General features: G+C 47.0%; 17 protein-coding genes and 1 pseudogene. 7 read left to right on the top strand and 11 right to left on the bottom strand.

Annotated features, from left to right (window positions below):
- Nucleotides 1–101: 101 nt before the first annotated feature.
- The 4 genes and pseudogenes from BM415_RS15625 to BM415_RS15610 all read right to left on the bottom strand — a co-directional run.
- Nucleotides 102–269, bottom strand: a pseudogene (locus BM415_RS15625) (ArsB/NhaD family transporter); the annotation flags it as partial.
- Nucleotides 270–544: 275 nt separating this feature from the next.
- Entirely contained in the window at nucleotides 545–2,167 is a 1,623-nt protein-coding gene (locus BM415_RS15620; RefSeq protein ID WP_091159644.1) for an extracellular solute-binding protein, read from the bottom strand.
- A gap of 68 nt (nucleotides 2,168–2,235) precedes the next feature.
- Nucleotides 2,236–3,153, bottom strand: a complete 918-nt coding sequence (locus BM415_RS15615; RefSeq protein WP_244533433.1) for a carbohydrate ABC transporter permease — start codon at nucleotides 3,151–3,153, stop codon at nucleotides 2,236–2,238.
- 29 nt (nucleotides 3,154–3,182) lie between these two features.
- Nucleotides 3,183–4,037: an ABC transporter permease subunit gene (locus BM415_RS15610; RefSeq protein ID WP_091159799.1), complete on the bottom strand. Its 855-nt coding sequence runs from the start codon at nucleotides 4,035–4,037 to the stop codon at nucleotides 3,183–3,185.
- Nucleotides 4,038–4,459: 422 nt separating this feature from the next.
- Here BM415_RS15610 and BM415_RS15605 point away from each other — a divergent pair, with 422 nt between their 5' ends.
- From BM415_RS15605 to BM415_RS15595, 3 genes are all read left to right on the top strand, one after another.
- On the top strand, nucleotides 4,460–6,193 hold the full coding sequence (locus tag BM415_RS15605; protein WP_091159643.1) for a sensor histidine kinase: 1,734 nt from the start codon (nucleotides 4,460–4,462) through the stop codon (nucleotides 6,191–6,193).
- A 20-nt stretch (nucleotides 6,194–6,213) separates the two neighbouring features.
- Nucleotides 6,214–7,842, top strand: a complete 1,629-nt coding sequence (locus BM415_RS15600) for a response regulator transcription factor (protein ID WP_091159641.1) — start codon at nucleotides 6,214–6,216, stop codon at nucleotides 7,840–7,842.
- A 172-nt stretch (nucleotides 7,843–8,014) separates the two neighbouring features.
- The gene (locus BM415_RS15595; protein ID WP_091159798.1) at nucleotides 8,015–9,061 is read left to right on the top strand and encodes an NAD(P)/FAD-dependent oxidoreductase; all 1,047 of its coding nucleotides are present in this window, start codon (nucleotides 8,015–8,017) and stop codon (nucleotides 9,059–9,061) included.
- Between the two features lie 318 nt (nucleotides 9,062–9,379).
- Here BM415_RS15595 and BM415_RS15590 read toward each other — a convergent pair whose 3' ends face one another.
- The 5 genes from BM415_RS15590 to BM415_RS15580 form a co-directional block, all read right to left on the bottom strand.
- Nucleotides 9,380–10,291 (bottom strand): class I SAM-dependent methyltransferase, encoded by a 912-nt coding sequence (locus BM415_RS15590; protein WP_091159639.1) that lies wholly within the window; start codon nucleotides 10,289–10,291, stop codon nucleotides 9,380–9,382.
- A 56-nt stretch (nucleotides 10,292–10,347) separates the two neighbouring features.
- A complete protein-coding gene (locus BM415_RS15585; protein WP_091159638.1) occupies nucleotides 10,348–10,590 on the bottom strand; it encodes an MFS transporter in 243 nt (80 codons plus the stop codon).
- Nucleotides 10,591–10,631: 41 nt separating this feature from the next.
- Nucleotides 10,632–10,805, bottom strand: a complete 174-nt coding sequence (locus tag BM415_RS25595; protein WP_280142874.1) for an Rrf2 family transcriptional regulator — start codon at nucleotides 10,803–10,805, stop codon at nucleotides 10,632–10,634.
- A 177-nt stretch (nucleotides 10,806–10,982) separates the two neighbouring features.
- On the bottom strand, nucleotides 10,983–11,174 hold the full coding sequence (locus BM415_RS24755; RefSeq protein ID WP_139237000.1) for a hypothetical protein: 192 nt from the start codon (nucleotides 11,172–11,174) through the stop codon (nucleotides 10,983–10,985).
- Complete coding sequence (locus tag BM415_RS15580; RefSeq protein WP_244533428.1) at nucleotides 11,153–13,126, bottom strand: glycoside hydrolase family 127 protein; 1,974 nt, start codon at nucleotides 13,124–13,126, stop codon at nucleotides 11,153–11,155. The genes BM415_RS24755 and BM415_RS15580 overlap by 22 nt, the downstream gene beginning before the upstream one ends.
- Before the next feature lie 145 nt (nucleotides 13,127–13,271).
- Between BM415_RS15580 and BM415_RS15575 the strand changes: the two genes are divergently transcribed.
- The 3 genes from BM415_RS15575 (at nucleotide 13,272) to BM415_RS15565 (ending at nucleotide 15,933) form a co-directional block, all read left to right on the top strand.
- The gene (locus tag BM415_RS15575; protein ID WP_091159636.1) at nucleotides 13,272–14,141 is read left to right on the top strand and encodes a helix-turn-helix transcriptional regulator; all 870 of its coding nucleotides are present in this window, start codon (nucleotides 13,272–13,274) and stop codon (nucleotides 14,139–14,141) included.
- Between the two features lie 144 nt (nucleotides 14,142–14,285).
- Nucleotides 14,286–14,828, top strand: a complete 543-nt coding sequence (locus tag BM415_RS15570) for an RNA polymerase sigma factor (protein ID WP_091159635.1) — start codon at nucleotides 14,286–14,288, stop codon at nucleotides 14,826–14,828.
- Nucleotides 14,809–15,933, top strand: coding sequence for a DUF4179 domain-containing protein (locus BM415_RS15565; protein ID WP_091159633.1), 1,125 nt, complete (start codon nucleotides 14,809–14,811; stop codon nucleotides 15,931–15,933). Before BM415_RS15570 ends, BM415_RS15565 begins: the two co-directional genes overlap by 20 nt.
- Nucleotides 15,934–16,006: 73 nt before the next feature.
- Here the strand turns inward: BM415_RS15565 and BM415_RS15560 are convergent, their stop codons facing one another.
- Nucleotides 16,007–16,243 (bottom strand): DUF6953 family protein, encoded by a 237-nt coding sequence (locus BM415_RS15560; RefSeq protein ID WP_091159632.1) that lies wholly within the window; start codon nucleotides 16,241–16,243, stop codon nucleotides 16,007–16,009.
- 381 nt (nucleotides 16,244–16,624) lie between these two features.
- Between BM415_RS15560 and BM415_RS15555 the strand changes: the two genes are divergently transcribed.
- Nucleotides 16,625–17,485 carry a YitT family protein gene (locus BM415_RS15555; RefSeq protein WP_091159630.1) on the top strand — a complete coding sequence of 287 codons (861 nt, stop codon included), beginning with the start codon at nucleotides 16,625–16,627 and terminating at the stop codon, nucleotides 17,483–17,485.
- A gap of 96 nt (nucleotides 17,486–17,581) precedes the next feature.
- Here the strand turns inward: BM415_RS15555 and BM415_RS15550 are convergent, their stop codons facing one another.
- Nucleotides 17,582–18,928, bottom strand: coding sequence for an amino acid permease (locus BM415_RS15550; protein ID WP_091159629.1), 1,347 nt, complete (start codon nucleotides 18,926–18,928; stop codon nucleotides 17,582–17,584).
- Nucleotides 18,929–19,038: the final 110 nt, after the last annotated feature.

Raw genomic sequence — 19,038 nt, 5'->3', positions numbered from 1 at the left:
GTCCTCCGGTTGCAGCCGGAGGCATCTTTAATTTGTTCACTTCAACTAACTGCGACCTACGCTGTTTTTGAACTCGGAGCGAAACTTCGCGTTGAATCCTGCGTTTTATGTGTGGCAATGTGGAACAGAATTGCAATGATTCCTGCTACCACTGATACCGGAACACCTACAAATTCACACACAAAATATCCAATGAGCAGCAGACCCAGCACATACCACGAAATATGGAACAACTTCGGGTCCTTGATCGCTTCAGACGGTGCCTTCAGCTAATATTGCTGAAGCCACAAATGACAACCCCCATACACACAAACTACAAAATATATTATGTATTAATCAACAACTTGACTCACCAAAAAGACGAACGAATTTGATTCATCCTCATTTCACTTCTCGAAACAAGTTCGATATGCCGAACATCATTATATAAGTATTGGCTCATGGTTCACAATCATTTCTGAAATGCCATAGTCAGACGAAGAAAAGCACCCCTCATCGGAGTGCTCTTTGGAGTGCTCTTCCCTAGTCTTAGGAAAGAATTCAATTACTGCACGCTCGTATACCTCGCATACGCTTCCGTCCGGATCTGAACCAATCGTTCCAGTCCCATATCATTCAGCTGCTTAAGGTAACCCTCCCACTCTGCATCAATCGTGCCTTCTGTGATCCATTTGGCACGGTTGGTACGGACATAACCATCAATATCCGTCGTCAGCGTCGGCAGCTCCTGAAACTCCTCGCTGCTGTACATGACATTCGGGAATGGTGTCGTCACATAGTCAGCTCCCAGCTTATCAATAACCAGCTTCAGACCGTCGCCGACCGTTTCATCCAGAATGATGTTCTGTTCAAAGCTCGGACTGACATATTTCGGGCCAAAATCTCGCAGGGATTGCTCCCAATACCACGCATCTGCGCTCGTTCCTTCCGGAGGGCTCATCAGTGCATACGTACCATCCTCCTTCTTCTCAATGACAGTACCGATCGCTCCCCAGAAGTTCTGAATACTGGCTTCATTCGTATAGAACTGATCTGCCCAGCGGGCGACGACCTCAGGATATTTGCTGGAGGTTGTGATCAGCAGCTCGTTGCGTCTGAAGCTGAGCCCCACAGGGTCTCCTGCCTGATAACGCTTCCCATCCGGACCGGCCAGGGTCGGGATGGCCTCATATTCATCCTTCCATTTGCCGAACACCGCATCCGGTATCCACTGGTTCGTGAACCCGATAAGAGCAGCATCCGGATTCTGATGCTTCGCTGTAGACATTGTGTTATCCTGCGTGAACAATTCAGGATCGATCAAGCCTTCTGCATACAGCTGATGCGCCCATTTAATCGCTTCTTTATATTGTTCGGTTATCGGATAGAACACCGGTTTGCCATCCTGAATCATCATGCTGCTGGCATTAATATCGGTAATGCCAAATGGACTCAGCAGATCACTGCTGATATCGCCCGAGCCGCTGATCGGAATTTCATCCTGCTTGCCATTTCCGTTCGGGTCCTGCTCCTTGAAGGCTTTGAGCACCTGATACAGCTCATCCGTCGTTTCAGGGACTTCAAGTCCCAAACGGTCCAGCCATACCTTGTTAATAATCGGCTGATTCATGGACTTCGGTCTCGAAGGCAGCCTTGCCGGCAGCGAGTAGATTTGCCCGTCCGGGAAGGTACTGATCTTCTTCAGCTCGGGAGTCTCTTCCATCGCGGCCTTCAAATTCGGCATATACTGATCGATATACTCATCCAGCGGGCGGAAATAAGCCAAGTTGTTCACAATATCCGAATCCGAGAATACCGCATCGCCTAAGATCACGTCGGGGAGCGTACCGCTCGCCAGCATGATCGACTTCTGCTCTCCCCAATCATTGGAGGACATGACCTGCCAGTTGATCTTGACATTGGTCTGCTGCTCCAAGTCCTTAATCCATTGATTCTGCGTAAATGTATCCCCCATATTCCCCCACCGCACAGTCAGCACATCCAGCGTAATCGGTTCGTTAACGATAGGCAGTCCTTCTTTATTAAAAATCGCTTCATCCACTGCCTGCTTCTCTTCTCCCGTTTCACTGCTGCTGCAGCCGATCAGTCCAAGGAGCAGTGTTGACGCCAGGACAACGGAGGTCAGCATTTTCATACGGTATTCTCTATTCCTATACTTCATTCGCATATTCATCGATCCCCTCATATAAGATCCAGACCAGATATCAGCGCATTACATAAGTCATGACAGCTATGCTATTGCTTCACGGCGCCAATCATCACCCCCTGATTGAAATACTTCTGTACGAATGGGTAAATGCACATGATCGGCACCGTCGCCACAATAATGACCGCATAGCGCATCAGATTGGCAAGTCGCAGCGCGACAGCCGCTGCTTCTCCGGTTCCCATGCTCGACTGCATCTGGTTGGTAATCAGGATATTTCGCAAGATAAGCTGCAGCGGATACAAATTCGGATCTTTCAAATAAATGAGTGCATTAAAATAGGAATTCCAGTGGCCCACCGCCGTCCATAGCGCGATAACTGAAATAACCGCCTTAGAGAGCGGAATTACGATCTGCAGATAGTACCGCAAATTGCCGCAGCCATCCAGCTGTGCCGCTTCCCACAGATCTTCAGGGATACTGTGCTGAAAAAAAGTCCGGGCAACAATAATGTTATACACCGCAACCGAGAACGGGAGCACCATTACGAGAAAGGTATCATACATATGGAAGTCCCTGATCGTAAGGAAGGTGGGAATGAGCCCGCCATTAAAAAACATCGTGAAGATAAAAAAGAGCGAGATGGCTCTGCGGCCAAACAGATCCTTACGCGACAATGCATAGGCTGCGGATATGTTTACCACAAGGCTGATAACTGTACCAATGACGGTATATAGTATCGTGTTCCGGTAACCAATCCATATATTCTCATGCTTCAGCAGTTCCTGATAGCCTGCCAGTGTGAACCCTTTGGGGAACAGCCACACCTGGCCGTTCGCCACGGCTGCCGGATCACTGAATGATGCAATGATAATAAAATATATTGGATACATAAGCAGAATGAGCAGCATGACGGCAAACACATACAAGGCAATCTCCAGCACTCGATCCGAGGAACGATTGTTAACAGGCCGGGCAGCTTGCCGGGGCGATTCCACATTGTCCACTCTTCATCCCTCCTCTCCCTGTAAACTTCCTACCACAGGCTGTTTTTGCTGTATTTCTTCGAAATCTCATTCACCATGATGAGTAAGATGAAATTAATGATCGTATTCGCGAGGTTAATAGCGGACGAGAAGCTGTACTGGCTGCTGAGCATCCCTATCTTATATACATAAGTGGAGATGACTTCACTTGAGGAGATGTTCAGATTGTTCTGCATCAGGTAGACCTTCTCGAATCCGACACCCAGCAGGCTCCCCACTCTCAGGATGAGCAGTGTGACGGCCGTCGGCATGAGCATCGGAAGGTCGATATACCATATTTTTTGCCAGCGGCTTGCCCCGTCCATCGTGGCCGCTTCGTACAGACTCGGGCTTACGGCGGACAATGCCGCAATGAAGATAATGCTGTCCCAGCCGGTATGCTGCCATACATCCGACCATACATATACGCTGCTGAACAATCCTGGTGATCCCATCAGGTTAGGAGCCTCCGCGCCGAACAAACGATAAATGTGACCGATGAGCCCTGTGCTTGGTGACAAAAGGATCAGCAGTAATCCCACCATAACGACGGTCGAAATAAAATGCGGCATATAAGTTACGGTCTGAAAAAACCGCTTGAACCGGTTCTCCCTCATCTGGTTGATCATCAGTGCCAGCATGATGGGAATCGGAAACGTAGCCAGACTGTACAAGCTAAGGATCAGCGTGTTCTTGATGGTCGTATCAAATTGATAAGAATTAAAAAATTTCTCGAAGTACTTCAGTCCTGCCCAAGGACTGCCGCCGATGCCAAGAGCCGGACTGTAATCTTTAAAGGCAATGACGATGCCATACATTGGAATGTAAGCAAATAGCAGCAGCAAAACTACAGCAGGCAGCAGCAACAAGTATAGACCCCAGTTCCGTTTAATCTGCAGCAGCGCAGGTGCTCTTTTTCGATGACTCGGTTTAACACTTAAATCCGCTGTTCTCACATCCGCTCCCCTTTCCCGCCAGCCTACTCATCAAAGCGCTTTCATAAGCAGACTGGTGATTCCCTCTTCCATGTCTTGAGTATACTCCGCCTGAAGGGTAGGTACTGGACTTGTAACCAAGAGGATTCGGACTTTTCTTGTATCTTGCTGCCATATACTGTCCAGGTGAAGCTTGTGCACTATAGGGTATTACAGACTTTTTCATGCGACGATCCAGACTTTGTTCATATTTGCTCTGACAGCCATGTTCTTTTGACGGGAGAGGAATTATAATATCAATACCATATAATAAAACGCTTACATACTTAAGCGTCAGGAAAGGAAGCTTGACGATGGATAGGGTTATCAAGCATGCGCACCGCAGGTCACATCCCATCCGGCATTATGTCAAAATCACGCTTCTGATCACGATCTCCGCGCTTCTGCTTGATCTCGCCATCAGCATGGCCTCCATCTCGATCGTCAAACAGCAGTCCACACGTTACCTCCAGGATACCGCGGATCTCTATCTCACCAGAATTAATCATGACTTTGATTATATCAATCATTATATGGGCTGGACGCTGGCCAACGACGACAACATCGAAGCCTTGCTGCCGAAGCGACAGAGCGGTAACTACGACGATTTCCTCGAAGCGAGTGATAATCTGCGCAAGCGATACACGGAGCTGCAAAAAAATTACGGACCCGCGTACAATTTCTTCTATTATTCCAAGGAAGAGAAGCTGCTCCGCAATTATGCGCCCATGAGCATCACTTATCCCGAATACCAGGAGCTCGGGCAGCAAATGGTCAGCTATACAAGCGATCCCAATGTCTATGACAAGTTCTATTCCAACTGGACACCCATCCTCATCCAGGATAAATACTACATTATCAATATCGTGCCTTATCATGAGCAGTACCTGATGTGCCTTATTTCTGCGGATGATCTTATCGCACCTCTAAGACAGATTAATTTAGGAAAGAACGGGTTCTCTACCCTGGTTGATCAGGACGGCAGGATCTTATCCAGTCCGGCAGCAGATATGGAACCGAGCCAGGGAGCCGGGTTCACCTTTCCTTTCATCTCGGGTCCACGGACGACCGTAAGCAAGGCGTTCACGGATTCTACCATTAATGTGAAGATGATCATTGAGTTCGGCGCCTTTGAGAAGATCATGGTGGCCCAGCTCTTGATCCTGCTCCTGTTCGTGATCGTTGCGTCCTCCCTGATCGTTGTCGTCCTGTATTTGAAGGGCAGGGTGCTGAAGCCGATCCAGCAATTTTCCAGGAATCTCTCGAAGATGGCAGAGTCCAGTGAGCCGCTGGAGTTCACCAGCAGCCCTATCATTGAGCTGTCAGAGGCGGGCTTGCAGTACAGGAAGCTCATCGAGCAAATTAAACAGATCAAGATTGATATGTATGAACAGGAGCTCTCCAAGCAGCAGATTCAGCTGGATTATATGAAGATGCAGATCAGACCGCACTTTTTTCTAAACTGTCTCACCAACATCTACAGTATGGCCCAGATGCAAATGCATAAGGAGATTGAATACATGACCCTCTCCACCTCCTCGTACTTCCGGTATATTTTTCAGAATAACGATCATTTTGTACGACTTGGAGACGAGATTGAACATGTTACAACTTATCTTGAAATACAGAAGCACCGGTATCGGAATGCCTTCAGCTATGACATTAGCGGGAGCGACAACGTCCGGGAGCTGATGCTTCCTCCACTTGTGCTTCAGACCTTCATTGAGAATGCCGTTAAATATGCTGTTTCCAGAGATAACAAGCTGCAGATTCAGCTTCGATTGGAGCAGGAGATTTATATTAACCGCCGTGTACTCAAGATTGTCATTGAAGATTCAGGCCCCGGATTTCCATCAGAGATTCTGGAGCAGCTTCAAGCCGGTCTGCCGCTTGAGATGCTCCAAGGTCATAGAATCGGGATTATGAACACGCTGAAGCGGCTGGAGTCGCTGTATGAGGGAGAAGCAAGGGTTCATTTTTCTAATCAGATGAATGGCGGTGCCTGTATCCAATTATTTCTGCCACAGCCTTTGCAAAGCCTAACTTGAAGAAGAAGGAAGGTGCACACATGAATGTATTGCTTGTGGATGATGATTATTTTGTCGTTGCTGCACTGGAGCAGAAGATTGACTGGAGTGCTCTATCCATTGATCAGGTCTACACCGCCTACAATATAGCCCAGGCTCGAGAGATCTTCGTGCAGCACGATATTGAGATTATGATATGCGATATAGAGATGCCGCAGGGCAGCGGACTCGAGCTTCTCGCCTGGATTCGGGAGGAGAACTATGCAGTCCAGACGATCTTCCTAACGAACTATGCCGACTTTAATTACGCGCAAAAAGCGATTGAGCTGCAGAGCTTCGACTATTTTCTGAAGCCGATCGCCTTCGATAAGCTGACCCTGATCCTGTCCAAAGCGATATACAAGGTGAGGGAACAGCGAAGGAATGAAGCAGCGATCAAGGAAGGGCTGCTCTGGCAGAAAAATCAGCGCAAGATGGTTGAGCATTTCTGGCGACAGCTCAGTACCGAGAAGAAAAATGCCCCGAGCACGGCATCGCTTGCTGAAGCGATCATAGAGCAGAATCTTCCTTACCAGTTGTCTGATCTGTTCCTTCCTTTGCTAATATCCATCTACGCCTATGACCAGAGCCTCGGTAAGGAAGACAAAGACCTATTCAATTATGCTCTTCACAACGTACTCACGGAGCTATTTCATCACCCCTCCTTCGCAGTAGAATCCATGATTGAGGTCAAAGACAATCACTATTTCGTCATCCTAAGATGGACTTCAGCAGAAGAAGCTGCTCTCATTGAATCGGCCAGTGCCTCCTTTATCCAAAAAGCAAACCGCTTCTTGAAATCCGATGCCTCGTGCTGTATCGGAATCACTTCCTCCCTGTCACAGCTATATCAGGGAATACAAAATTTACTGCGGATGAACGAGGAGATTATCAAGCACCGTAATCAAACGCTATATCTGGAACAGTATCCTCAGACAGAAGCAATCAAGGCTGTCGTCTATGCAGCACCGGACCTGTCGCGTCTCGAAGAGTGGCTGAGTAAAGATGATCCGGCTTCGTTCTTGAACGAGGCAAAGCGTTGTCTGTATGACCTCATTGCACACGGACAAGATCAAATCTTGAATGCTTCCGTACTCCGTCTGTTCCGATTGGACATGATCCAGATCGTCTATTCCTATCTGAAAAGCAAGGAAATTCAGGCCCATAAGCTGTACACGGGAAAGCTCCATGATCAGTTATACGCAGCATCCCTCTATTCAATAGAGGATATGGAGAAGTATATCGAGTACCTTGTCAAGACGGCCGCGGAATACCGCCGTTATGCGGCGCAGCAGGACTCTGTCGTCGAGGAGATCAAGCAGCATATTCATAAGCACTGCGGTGATGAGCTGACAAGGAACAGTTTGGGGGAAATGGTGTATCTAAACCCCGATTATTTGGCACGCATCTTCAAGAAGGAGACCGGCATATCGCTTGGCGCTTACATTATTCAGGCCCGGATTAGAAGCGCACGCCAGCTGCTTGAGAGCACATCGTTATCCGTCTATTCCATCGCCGGAAAAGTCGGCTATGCCAATTACCCCTATTTCTCCAAGCTGTTCAAGCAGGATGTGGGCTGCACTCCAACCGAATATCGCAAGCTGAGGCAGGAAGCAGCCACCAGCATGTAATCCTCTGCATCCGCGAAATCGCTAAGGCCCGCAGATCCATAGTGGATCGCGGGCCTGCTATTCACATACCAGATATCAATTGACGATGATAATCGTTATCAACTATAATAGGCGAAGATAAACCCGATCGGCAATTGTACAACTGACTATGCGGAAAGAAGGAACGTAAATGATGAGCGAAGAGCTTGAATTATATGATGTAACGATCATCGGCGGCGGTCCTGCCGGTATGTATACCGCTTTTTACAGCGGAATGAGAGATTTGAAGACCAAGCTGATTGAAGCCAGAGAAGAGCTGGGCGGCCGAATCCTAATCTATCCCGAGAAGATGATCTGGGATGTGGGCGGACTAACCCCTACTCTCGGTAAGGATCTGATCAAGCAGCTTACCCAGCAGGCCATGACCTTCGATCCTACGATTGTACTTGGACAGCATATTACTGGGCTGGAGCGTCAGACGGATGGAACGATGATACTGACATCAGCAACAGGTGAGCGTCACTGGACCAAGACCGTTGTTATGGCCATCGGCTACGGTATTCTCGAGATGGCGAAGCTCGAAATTGAAGGTGCAGACCGCTATGAAGTAAGCAATCTGCATTATACGGTACAGGAGCTGGAAGTATTCCGCGGCAAACGTGTTCTCATCTCCGGCGGCGGTGACTCTGCCGTGGATTGGGCGAATGCACTGGAGCCGATTGCAGAGAGTCTGATCGTCGTTCATCGGCGGGATCAATTCGGCGGTCATGAACGCAACGTCGTCAAGATGAAGGAATCCTCTTGTAAGGTACGTACACCTTATGCCATTGATTCACTGCACAGCGCGAACGGAACGGATATTAACGAAGTGAGCATCCGCCATGTGGAGACGGGTGCACAGGAACGTATCGAAGTGGATGCTGTCATCGTTAACCATGGGATGCGGTACAATTTCGGCCCGATTAGGGAATGGGGCATTGAAATGGGAGATTGGACATGCAAGGTAGGAAGCAGCATGAACACAAGCATTCCGGGTGTATTTGCTGCAGGTGATTTTGTTGATTTTGAAGGCAAGGTGCGTCTCATCGCAGGTACATTCACCGATGCCGTGAGTGCACTGAATGGTGCGAAGCTGTACATAGAGCCTGAAGCCGATAAATACGCCTACGTCTCCTCCCATAACGCTAAATTCAAAGAGAAAAACAAGCAGCTGGGTGTCGTAGAACAACATGAACACTAAGATAAGACCGGTCCTTCTGTGAAGAAGGCACCGGCTTTTTTTATTCGCAGAACTTGAGGACAAGATATTGATATTTCGTGCTAAAATGCTGCAAAAGCCTAAACCTGTACAGCCTTTAGTATATAAGAATACGTGATCTCAAAAATGAAATGAGGAATGGTCTTATGACGCAATCAACTACAGCCTTCTCAACGCTACACCCGGAGACAGTGGTTGCTATTATAAATAAAATGATTAAGTTTAGATACTTTTTTTCAAGCTCATAGTGAACCTCCTTTCGAATATGTAATTAATGCATGCTGTTACAAGGGTATTTCTCTACGAATTCATCTTTCCGTGTTTTTTTGAGAAATACATGTTTTGATCTTCCAATTTAACAAGCACTTTACCGAAACGCCCGCCTTGATAAACCGTTACTGGATCGGAGGGATAATTTTTATCAAGGTAGTCTTCAATAATGCGATGCGTTTCTATATCTACAGGATATTGATAGATTTTCAACCAATTTAAAACCTCTTGTATTGCCGTTTCCCGGGATACTTCAGCTGTTTTCATTTCTTTAGTTACGAGTGAGTGAAAGGCATACCCCTTCAGATAAAGCAGTTGCATCAAGTAAATCATTTCTGAATTATGAGGCTTTGTATATGGATGTTTCAGATTCGATAATATTTCGTTAGTGAGGCTGTGTTCCCTTGGTCCTGCGGATAAGCTGATATAACAAAATTTGCTGGCGCAGCTCAAAATTCTCTCCACACTTTCCCAATCTGTTACAGCAGGGCACATGGACACAAACACAAAATCAAAGGCCTTCTCCCAGCCCTCCTTCTCAATATCAATATTTTCAAATACGTCCTTCACAATGTCTATTTTGCCCCTGGCCCACTTTTGACTGTTTTCCTCCAGCAGTTTCACAAAGGGCAGAGAGGGCTCAACAGCTGTCACTTGTGCACCTCTTTCTGCAAAGGGAATAGAAAAGCCTCCGGATGCGGCTCCAATATCTAAAACAGAAGCTCCTTCAAGCGTTACCCCTTGTTCTTCCAACCAGCCTATAATCCGTTCTGTGCGCTGCCTTCCCTCTTCGTTAAAGCATTGATCATTGTACTTTTGAGCAGTAGCATCAAAGCTGCGTTCTGGAACAATTCCAGCTGCTTTCATCATATTTACGCCTGTCATTGAATCCTCTCTCCAAGCTTTTTCCCAATTCAATTCATCAAAAATGCTGTTCAACATAATAAAGCTCCTCCATTTCCCGTAATTATTATTAGCGGCGGCAGTTTTTTAAAGCGTTAAAATATGGTTGAAAAGTTATGCAAATATCGTAGTCCAATCACCAGAGAGAGCACTAGAACAGGAAGAGTTAACGCAAATATCCAGTTCCACCCCAATTTCTCCAGTAATAGACCTGAAATCGTCGGTCCAATAGCTGGAGCAACAACCAAAACCATTCCAATTAAGCCGTATGCTCCCCCTCTCTTCTCTGGGTGAATAATTATAAGTACGGTACTGTACATCAACGGCAGCATAATCATGGAGTTTAAGGACTTCTTTTATCTGTAATTATAGTAAAAAATTATTGAATCTCTTTGGCAAGATCAGCCAAGGTCATATTTCTAAAATAATTCTCCATCTTATTTTCTCCTTGCAATATTATCCTTTGATTGGGGCATTGGGGACCATGGTCAAAGCTGCAATCAAACAATGAAGCAGTACCTTCAATTGCCTGAATGACGTCCAGGAACGAAATATCTGCCCAATTACTTTAATTCCTCTCACCTTCATGGACTATATCTATCTATAATATCTGTATTAATCCTTTTGTCAACCTGCATAGCATTGCAAGAAAATATACCTCAAGTTCATATGTAGTAACATCCAGTGAACCCGTAACTATATAAATTATCGTAAACGAAACTTTTCTCTCTCAACCGTTAACACTGCCTCCGTATGGAGTTGAGATATTGGATATATCAGCAACACAGCCTCTATGAGAGTGAGGTACAAATTGTACATTTACCGCGAGCAAAGAAGCCTGATCAAATAAATGATCAGGCTTCTTTCTATATTTTATAGCTGTACCATGAATGGCTTCCCTTACAATCGTTCTTTTACCCATACGGACATTTCACCCATATCCCGGTTCGCCCAGGCATAATACGGGATGAATTTAATCTGCGCCTGCTTAAGGGGTACCTCCACATCAAATTGATACAGCGCTTGACCCCAATCGTCCATATTCATCCGCAGTGCTTCTCCCGAGATCGCTTTGATTCCCCCAGCAATCGCCGGTTCATCTAATACATTCAGTTCGGTATTCTGCGGCAGGATCAGCTGCTGAAGCTGCGCCCCATTATCTGCTTCCTCAATGCAGTACACGAGCGGACCGCGCTGCAAGGCAACCTTGCCTGCGTTTCCTTTGACGAGAGGATGACTTCTGACGCGTTTAATCGGCATCTCCATCACAAGCTCAATCTGGTCACCTGATTCCCATACGCGTTCAATGACGGCATAACCACTCGCGATCTTATTCGTCACATCGTAAGCCTCGCCATTAACAGTCACCTGCATGTTTACTGCCCACTGCGGCATACGGAGTGCGATTCCAAATTCTGCAGACCGCTCTACTTCCACCTCGAAGCGGGCCTTACCTTCCCAAGGCATGCTGGAATCCTGCTTCAGCACCATCTTCGTACCGGCAACTTCGATCGCTGCTTCACCACCTATATATAGATGGGTATATACTGTCTTGTCCTGCACCGAATAGATATATTCACCAAGGGAAGCCAGCAGTCTTGCAATATTCGGCGGACAGCAGGCACAGCCAAACCACTCCTGACGAACAGGCCTGATATGATTGTAATTGTGGTTTGCACCGTTGCACACCTTAGGGTTTACCTCCAGCGGGTTGACATAGAAGAAGTGCTTGCCGTCTCTGGACATCCCCGCAATGACAGTGTTGTACAGGGCACGCTCCATCACTTCTGCGTAAGCACTGTCAGGCTCAAGCTGCAGCATGCGCTGCGCGCTGAATACAAGACCAATCGAAGCACAAGTCTCGGAATACACCGTATCATTCGGCAGATCATAGTCCACCGAGAAAGCCTCGCCCTGAGCCATGGAACCGATACCGCCCGTAACGTACATTTGCTTGGAGACGATATTATCCCACAGCCTCCGGCAAGCCTCAAATAGTGCTGCATCCCCTGTTTCACGCGCTACATCCGCCATACCGGCGAGCATATATACGACACGCACGGCATGGCCGACTGCCACATTCTGCTCCCTCACCGGTTTATGAGCCTGATAATAGGCTTCATTGAGCTGCAATTTATTATTACTCCATATGGTGGTCCAGCCCCTGCGCTCTGCTTCTGCCTCGAAGAAGCTTGGCTTCTGCCCTCTCTCATCAATGAAATATTGGCTTAATTCCAAATACTTCTTCTCACCCGTCACTTCATACAGCTTAACCAGTGCAAGCTCAATCTCCTGATGACCATCATAACCTTGAATCTGATCCGGACCATACCCGAACACACGCTGGATGTCATCCGCCATTCGGCAGCAAATATCGAGCAGCTTGCGCTTGCCTGTTGCCTGATAATAAGCAACACCTGCTTCGATCATGTGACCCGCTGTGTACAGCTCATGGCATTCCGTCAGATTCGTCCACTTCTTATCCGGTTCTTTAATCGTAAAGTATGTGTTCAGATAACCGCTGGACTGCTGGGCATCCCCGATGATATCAATCATGCCGTCTGCAATCTGCTCCAGATCCGCATCCCGCTCGTTTATCAGCAGATAAGCCACAGCCTCCAGCCATTTCGCCACATCTGTATCCTGAAACACATAGCCGTAGAATTCCCCTTCCTGTAGACCTGCGGCAATCTTAAAATTGCTCACCGCTCCACTTCGCTCTGCACCTTCCACCTGGTCATTAATCGCTTCCCATTGATAGGGCACCACCACGTCCCTGACTAAATCTATGTAATAGCTCCAGAAGTCGTCCTTAATGCTTACTTGCTTCATGGATACCGGCTTTATTTTGTTCATACCTGCAGTTTGTCCCATATGTATTTTGCTCCTTTTCATCAGAAGTTGATTCCATTTACTGTTCGACTTCATTTTATGCGTTACAATGGAACAAGAATATAGCTGATACCAACCTGATTTTAATAAAATATCACACAAACATATAGATAAGGAGTTCATGTACATGCAAGGGAATGGACATATTTATTTTGCTGCCCCTCCCCTGCCCTATTATTTGGAAAGTGGTGTGACGGTATATGAAGCTGGAGATCAGCATCCGAACCGTAACAACCTCGGGATCTTTGATCTGATCCTCGTGGAGTCGGGGTGTCTCTATATCGGGGAAGAAGGAGCTTCCTGGGCACTTACATCAGGGCAGACCCTGCTGCTCCTGCCGGACAGGCATCATTATCCTGTACAGCCGTCAACCGGGCATACCCGATTCTACTGGGTACACTTCCAGGCTGTAGGAGAATGGATGCAATCGGAACAGGAAGGGTTTCTCATGAATCAGAACGCACACTATGAGCGTTATCAGACCAATCCCTATATGCTGCATCTGCACAAATCCTGGACCCTGCCCTATCCCGAGCAAGCGTATCGGCTCATGAAGAAGCTGAATGCAGCAGCAACAGAGCGTCAGTCCCGTGCATTTTGGACTCAGCAGCAGACCTTCGAGGAGCTTCTCCGCATCATGGATATACGGCAGAACGATGCCTTTGCAGGCCCGGTTATCGCCCTTGCAGAGCAAGTAGAATCCTACATTAAGAATCATTACCGTTCCGAAATCACGAGCACTACGCTGACGGATGCCTTCAATTTTCACTACAACTACATCACGCGCTGCATGAAGCAGGTATATGGAGTAACTCCTGGAGAGTATTTGATGAAATACCGCCTGGAGCAAGCGAAGCTGCTTCTGCTGCAAACCGAATGGCCGATCGCCGAAATTGCCGTCCAGGTCGGATTCGAGAATATCCCCTATTTCTCGGCCTGCTTCAGCCGACATATCGGTGTGTCCCCTACCAAGTTTCGCAAGCAATATACGAAATAAGCTGCTATCGTCCATGAGACGTGCCATGTCGCACGTCTTTTCCTTATTCCAGACTTGGTCAGAGATAAATAAATTTATCATGTGACCACTATTGATCGTCACCAGTCTAAATAATATCAAGACAAAAAAGTGAAAGGAGCACACATGGTGGAGATAGAAGCATTAGCCGCAAAAGCAGCAGAAGGCGATTCCGATGCATTTGTAAAGCTTGTACAGCAGCTGGAAGGATCACTGTATTATATGGCGAGATCCATGCTGGGCAAGGATGAAGATGTCGCAGATGCTATGCAGGAGACGATATTAAAAGCCTTTAAATCGATTCACACTTTACGGGAGCCGAAATTTTTCAAGACATGGATCTATCGAATTCTCATCAATGAATGTAACAATATCGGATCCAAGCGTTCCCGTACGATCACTTACGCCGAAATCCCAACAACAGCCTCTTCGATGGGCGGCTACGAGATGGTAGATCTAAGAGAATCCGTTGAACGGCTGGAGGAGTCCCAGCGCATCGTAGTCATTCTTCATTATTTTGAAGACCTTCCGCTCCGTCAGGTAGCTAAGGTACTCAGCATTTCAGAAAGCGCCGTTAAGATGCGGCTGTCAAGAGCACGTGAGGCTCTGCAGCGCAGTTTACCCAATATACATGAAGGGAAGATAAGCTATGGCAGCATTGGATATTGAGAAGGAATTAAATAAGGTCGATGTGAGCAGTACAGAGATGTCACCCCTAGTCCGGGCAAGACTTGATGAGACCTATGCCTCTCTGTCTTCCCAGAAGCAGGCTACAACCCGGAGAAGATCCTCCACATTACGCCGGGCAGGCTTAACCGCAGCAGCAGCAGGCATTTTGGGAATCGGCATATTTGCTTCCGGCTTCGTATCTCCGGTTATGGCAGCTTCAATTAAGAGCATTCCAATCATCGGAAGCATCTTCAGCATTATTGAGACAGACAGCGGCCTGCGTGCCGGCGGCGAGCTGGGATTCGCCACTAGTGTAAACAATGAGGTCACCTACAAGGATGTGAAGCTCGAAGTAACAGAGACACTGTATGATGGCACACGAGCAGCATTTATTGTGAATGTGACTGCACCGAATTTGGTTAACGGAACCTATGATACTGGCAGTAAGAAGATGAAGCTCAGCAGTGCTATTGAGAACGTAGCTCTAACCATTAAAGGGCAGACAGAGGGTGAACAGGCAGCTGTCTTGCAGGGCGGAATCTTCTATGGAGGTGCGGGTGAAGCCCATCCTAATACACTTGTGTTCGAGCAGGTGCTGGACTCCTCGGATACGAACACCTTGCCAGACCGCTTCACCTCGAAGGTCAGCATCAAGCTGGACGGAATAGATCAGGAGTTCACCGTCGATGTCCCATTTGAGAAGAACAATACAGAAGCAATCACACTAAATTCGAATACGGCCGTGACGAAGGAGGATCTTACCTTTAGCGTCGCAAGTGTCTCCGTGTCACCTATTACGACCCGACTGACGACTTCTATCGCACTGAATCGTACCAGCTCATTGACTCAGCAGGAGGAAGAGCGCTTACGTAAGGTTGGAGTTGCGGTCTATGATGATCAAGGCAGAAGACTGACGGCATTATCCGGGGATGGGGTTTACGAGGGTAATCGTCTTATTTTTGACCGACGCTATGCTTCTATGTCGGGTGAGAGTAAATACCTTGTTATAAAGCCATTTATGATTAAGGATGATTTTGCAGAGGAAGTGCAGGAAGATCAGTTTATTGCAGAATTGGAAACCAAGATTGACCTGTCAGGGAACTAAGGATGTAATTTAAAAAGAGATAAAAAAAACAGACTGCGGTATGCAGTCTGTTCTCTTTAAGTTCTGTATTTTCTCAAGTCCAAGCCCATAGAAATCCATCTCGATCCCAGGCAATTCTCCCTTTATGAAGCTTACGAAAAGCCTTCTTCACTTCCTTCTCTAAGGAGGCATTTCCATTCTCATTCACATATACAAACTCTTCTCCAAAATGCTCACGTACATATGCAATCGCCTCTGTCTGATAGAGATTCCCTTTGAACCGGATCGTCTCTACCATCCATTCCGCAACCTGCTGTGGTGTATATTCCATATATTTTTGTACTCTCCTTGAGCTATAGCTTATTTTATCCCATACGGTCTCATACCCATACATGATCTTTAACTTCACTACTTTAATTATCCAATGCCATGCATATTTCATAGGATGAACTTTCTTTTGCGTATAGATTCATGATAAATTAAAAGATGTGCCATTTGATACCTATTTAAAAGTGGATGATATAGGATGCTCCTATTTTAATCTATCATCACTTATAAATAAAGATTTTGCACAAATCCAATAAGGAGCTTAGATCTCCTAAGATGAAATTGCATGATGCAAAGTCCTTAAATACATATAAAAAAGATTTAGCATTGAGCATATATCCGGCTGGATCGCTGCCATGCAAAATCAATGGTAAAGGAGAGTTACATGAAGAAAAACGGGTTGCTGGAACACATTCGCAAGATCATTATGATTATTATCGGGGCAGTCATCACCGCTTACGGGCTGGAAGCCGTACTCATTCCAAACGATGTCATCGACGGAGGTGTGACAGGACTCAGTATTATGGGGTCCTCTCTATTCGGGCTTCCATTAGGGGTATTTCTCTTTGTCTTGAATATTCCTTTTGTATATCTAGGCTATAAGCAGGTCGGCAGGACTTTCGCCATTATGAGCGTTGTTGGTATTGTCGCTCTGTCCGTATCCACTGTTGTTCTGCATCATGTGGATACCATCCTGGGACCAGAGGACCCGCTCCTCATTGTCTTGTCCGGCGGCATGCTGCTTGGGATCGGGATCGGGATCGTGCTTCGTAACGGCGGTGCGCTGGATGGCTCTGAAGTACTGGCCGTGCTCGTCTCCCGCAAGATTCCTTTCTCTGTCGGAGATATTATTCTATTCCTTAACGCCTTCGTCTTTATCGCTGCCAGCTTCGTTTACAGTCTGGAAAGTGCGCTGTACTCTGCTCTGACCTATTACATTGCGAAGAATGTGATCGATATCATACAGGTCGGTCTGGAAAAATCCAAATCGGTACGTATCGTCAGTCAAAAATCGGTGGAGATTGGGGATACGATTCAATCCCGTCTGGGGCGTAACGTAACCTATACACCTGGCCGGGGCGGCTTCTCCAATGAACAATCCGAGATCCTCAACTGTGTCATTAACCGAATGGAAGAGAACAAGCTGCTAACCATCGTGAAAGACATTGATGATAGTGCCTTTGTTGTCATCTCCGATGTATCAGAGGTCCGCGGCGGTAACTTCAAGAAACGAGACATTCACTAGCTCAATTTGAGCAGATGAACTACAAGCTTGCATTACAAAATAAAAAAGCCTGTCCATTCAGCCCTTCAGCTAATGGACAGGCTTTGCTTTTTGTTGTTATTTCGTGACCGGTTTACGGAACTTCACGATCGATGTGATGATAAGCACCACCAGGACAGCTAAACAGATACTGATGCTGAAGCGGTTCTGGTCATCCACGAGGAAGCCGCACGCAATCACCGACAGACAGATGATGGTGAATGTCGTAATGTAAGGATATCCCCACACTTTGAAGGACGGCTGTATAGGATACTGCTTCCGCAGCTTAAGCTGCGATGCGGCAATACAGATCCACACCAGCAGTACAGCGAAGCCTGGAACAGCCATGAGAATCCGGAACAGCTGATCCTGCGCAATCAGACCCAGCATCGAGCCCCCGATCAAAATGAAGGCACAGAGCAGCAGCGTATTATAAGGGCTGCCCTTGCGGCTTGTTTTGGTCAGCGCCTTGGGCGCTTCTCCTGCTGCTGCCATTGAATAGAGCATCCGGGATGCCCCGTATATTCCAGAATTCGCTGCAGAGAGCACCGCCGTGATCAGTACGAAGTTCATAATGTGAGCCGCACCCGTAAGTCCTGTGGAGCTAAGTACCTGTACGAAGGGACTGTTCTCCGGACCAAGTTCATTCCAAGGAATGAGGCCACAGATAATGAGAATCGGCAGTGTGAAGAACAGGATGATCCGCAAAATAAAGTTACGTACCACCTTCGGCAGAACCCGCTCTGCATTCTCTGTCTCTGTAAGCGTCAGACCGATCATTTCTGATCCTCCATAGGAGAACATCACGACGAGCAGTGCAGAGAATATAGAGGTCCAGCCGTTCGGCAAAAACCCGCCATGGTTCATGTAATTGCTAAGGAATGGGGCTTCGCCGCTAGGAATGATGCCAAAGATCAGCGACACACCAAGGACAATAAAGATGATGATCATCGTTACCTTGATCCCCGCAAACCAAAATTCAAATTCTCCAAAAGTACCGACACTTAGTAAATTAATCAATATTACGATGGCTGCGCATCCCAAGCTGAGCATCCATAGCGGCACATCCGCAAACCAATATTGTAAAAAGCTCCCTGCCGCGATAATCTCGATCACGCATACAGCCAGCCACATGAAGCAGTACATCCAGCCCATGATAAACGAGATTCGCTCACCAAAAGCTTCCCTTACAAAATCCCTCATGTTGCGATTCGGATATACTGTAGCCATTTCGGCCATGGCCGTCATCACGACGAGAAGCAGCAAGCCAGCGATGATATAGGTGAAGATTACCCCCGGTCCTGCAAGACCAATTGTTTCCGAGCTTCCTTTGAAGATGCCGGTACCAATGACACCACCCATCGCCATCAGGCTGATATGTCTAGGCTTCAACTTCTTCTGTAATGATCCTTCTGTGTTTCCCATTCGTATCCTCCCTGATGCATTCCATGCTAGTCATCTTGTTCGTTTATATCTGTCTTCTCACAAATGTATTTTTCAGTATATCCTATTCTTCAACAGGAAGCACTTAAAAA

The sequence above is a fragment of the Paenibacillus sp. 453mf genome, assembly GCF_900116105.1.
GTDB lineage: Bacteria > Bacillota > Bacilli > Paenibacillales > Paenibacillaceae > Paenibacillus > Paenibacillus provencensis.
This window is presented reverse-complemented; position numbering and strand designations above follow the sequence as displayed.

Coding starts and splice junctions, on each gene's coding strand:
- BM415_RS15620 (WP_091159644.1), bottom strand. CDS start 2,167: ATGCGAATGAAGTATAGGAATAGAGAATACCGTATGAAAATGCTGACC.
- BM415_RS15605 (WP_091159643.1), top strand. CDS start 4,460: ATGGATAGGGTTATCAAGCATGCGCACCGCAGGTCACATCCCATCCGG.
- BM415_RS15600 (WP_091159641.1), top strand. CDS start 6,214: ATGAATGTATTGCTTGTGGATGATGATTATTTTGTCGTTGCTGCACTG.
- BM415_RS15595 (WP_091159798.1), top strand. CDS start 8,015: ATGAGCGAAGAGCTTGAATTATATGATGTAACGATCATCGGCGGCGGT.
- BM415_RS15590 (WP_091159639.1), bottom strand. CDS start 10,291: ATGTTGAACAGCATTTTTGATGAATTGAATTGGGAAAAAGCTTGGAGA.
- BM415_RS15585 (WP_091159638.1), bottom strand. CDS start 10,590: ATGATTATGCTGCCGTTGATGTACAGTACCGTACTTATAATTATTCAC.
- BM415_RS24755 (WP_139237000.1), bottom strand. CDS start 11,174: ATGGGTAAAAGAACGATTGTAAGGGAAGCCATTCATGGTACAGCTATA.
- BM415_RS15580 (WP_244533428.1), bottom strand. CDS start 13,126: ATGGGACAAACTGCAGGTATGAACAAAATAAAGCCGGTATCCATGAAG.
- BM415_RS15575 (WP_091159636.1), top strand. CDS start 13,272: ATGCAAGGGAATGGACATATTTATTTTGCTGCCCCTCCCCTGCCCTAT.
- BM415_RS15570 (WP_091159635.1), top strand. CDS start 14,286: ATGGTGGAGATAGAAGCATTAGCCGCAAAAGCAGCAGAAGGCGATTCC.
- BM415_RS15565 (WP_091159633.1), top strand. CDS start 14,809: ATGGCAGCATTGGATATTGAGAAGGAATTAAATAAGGTCGATGTGAGC.
- BM415_RS15560 (WP_091159632.1), bottom strand. CDS start 16,243: ATGGAATATACACCACAGCAGGTTGCGGAATGGATGGTAGAGACGATC.
- BM415_RS15555 (WP_091159630.1), top strand. CDS start 16,625: ATGAAGAAAAACGGGTTGCTGGAACACATTCGCAAGATCATTATGATT.
- BM415_RS15550 (WP_091159629.1), bottom strand. CDS start 18,928: ATGGGAAACACAGAAGGATCATTACAGAAGAAGTTGAAGCCTAGACAT.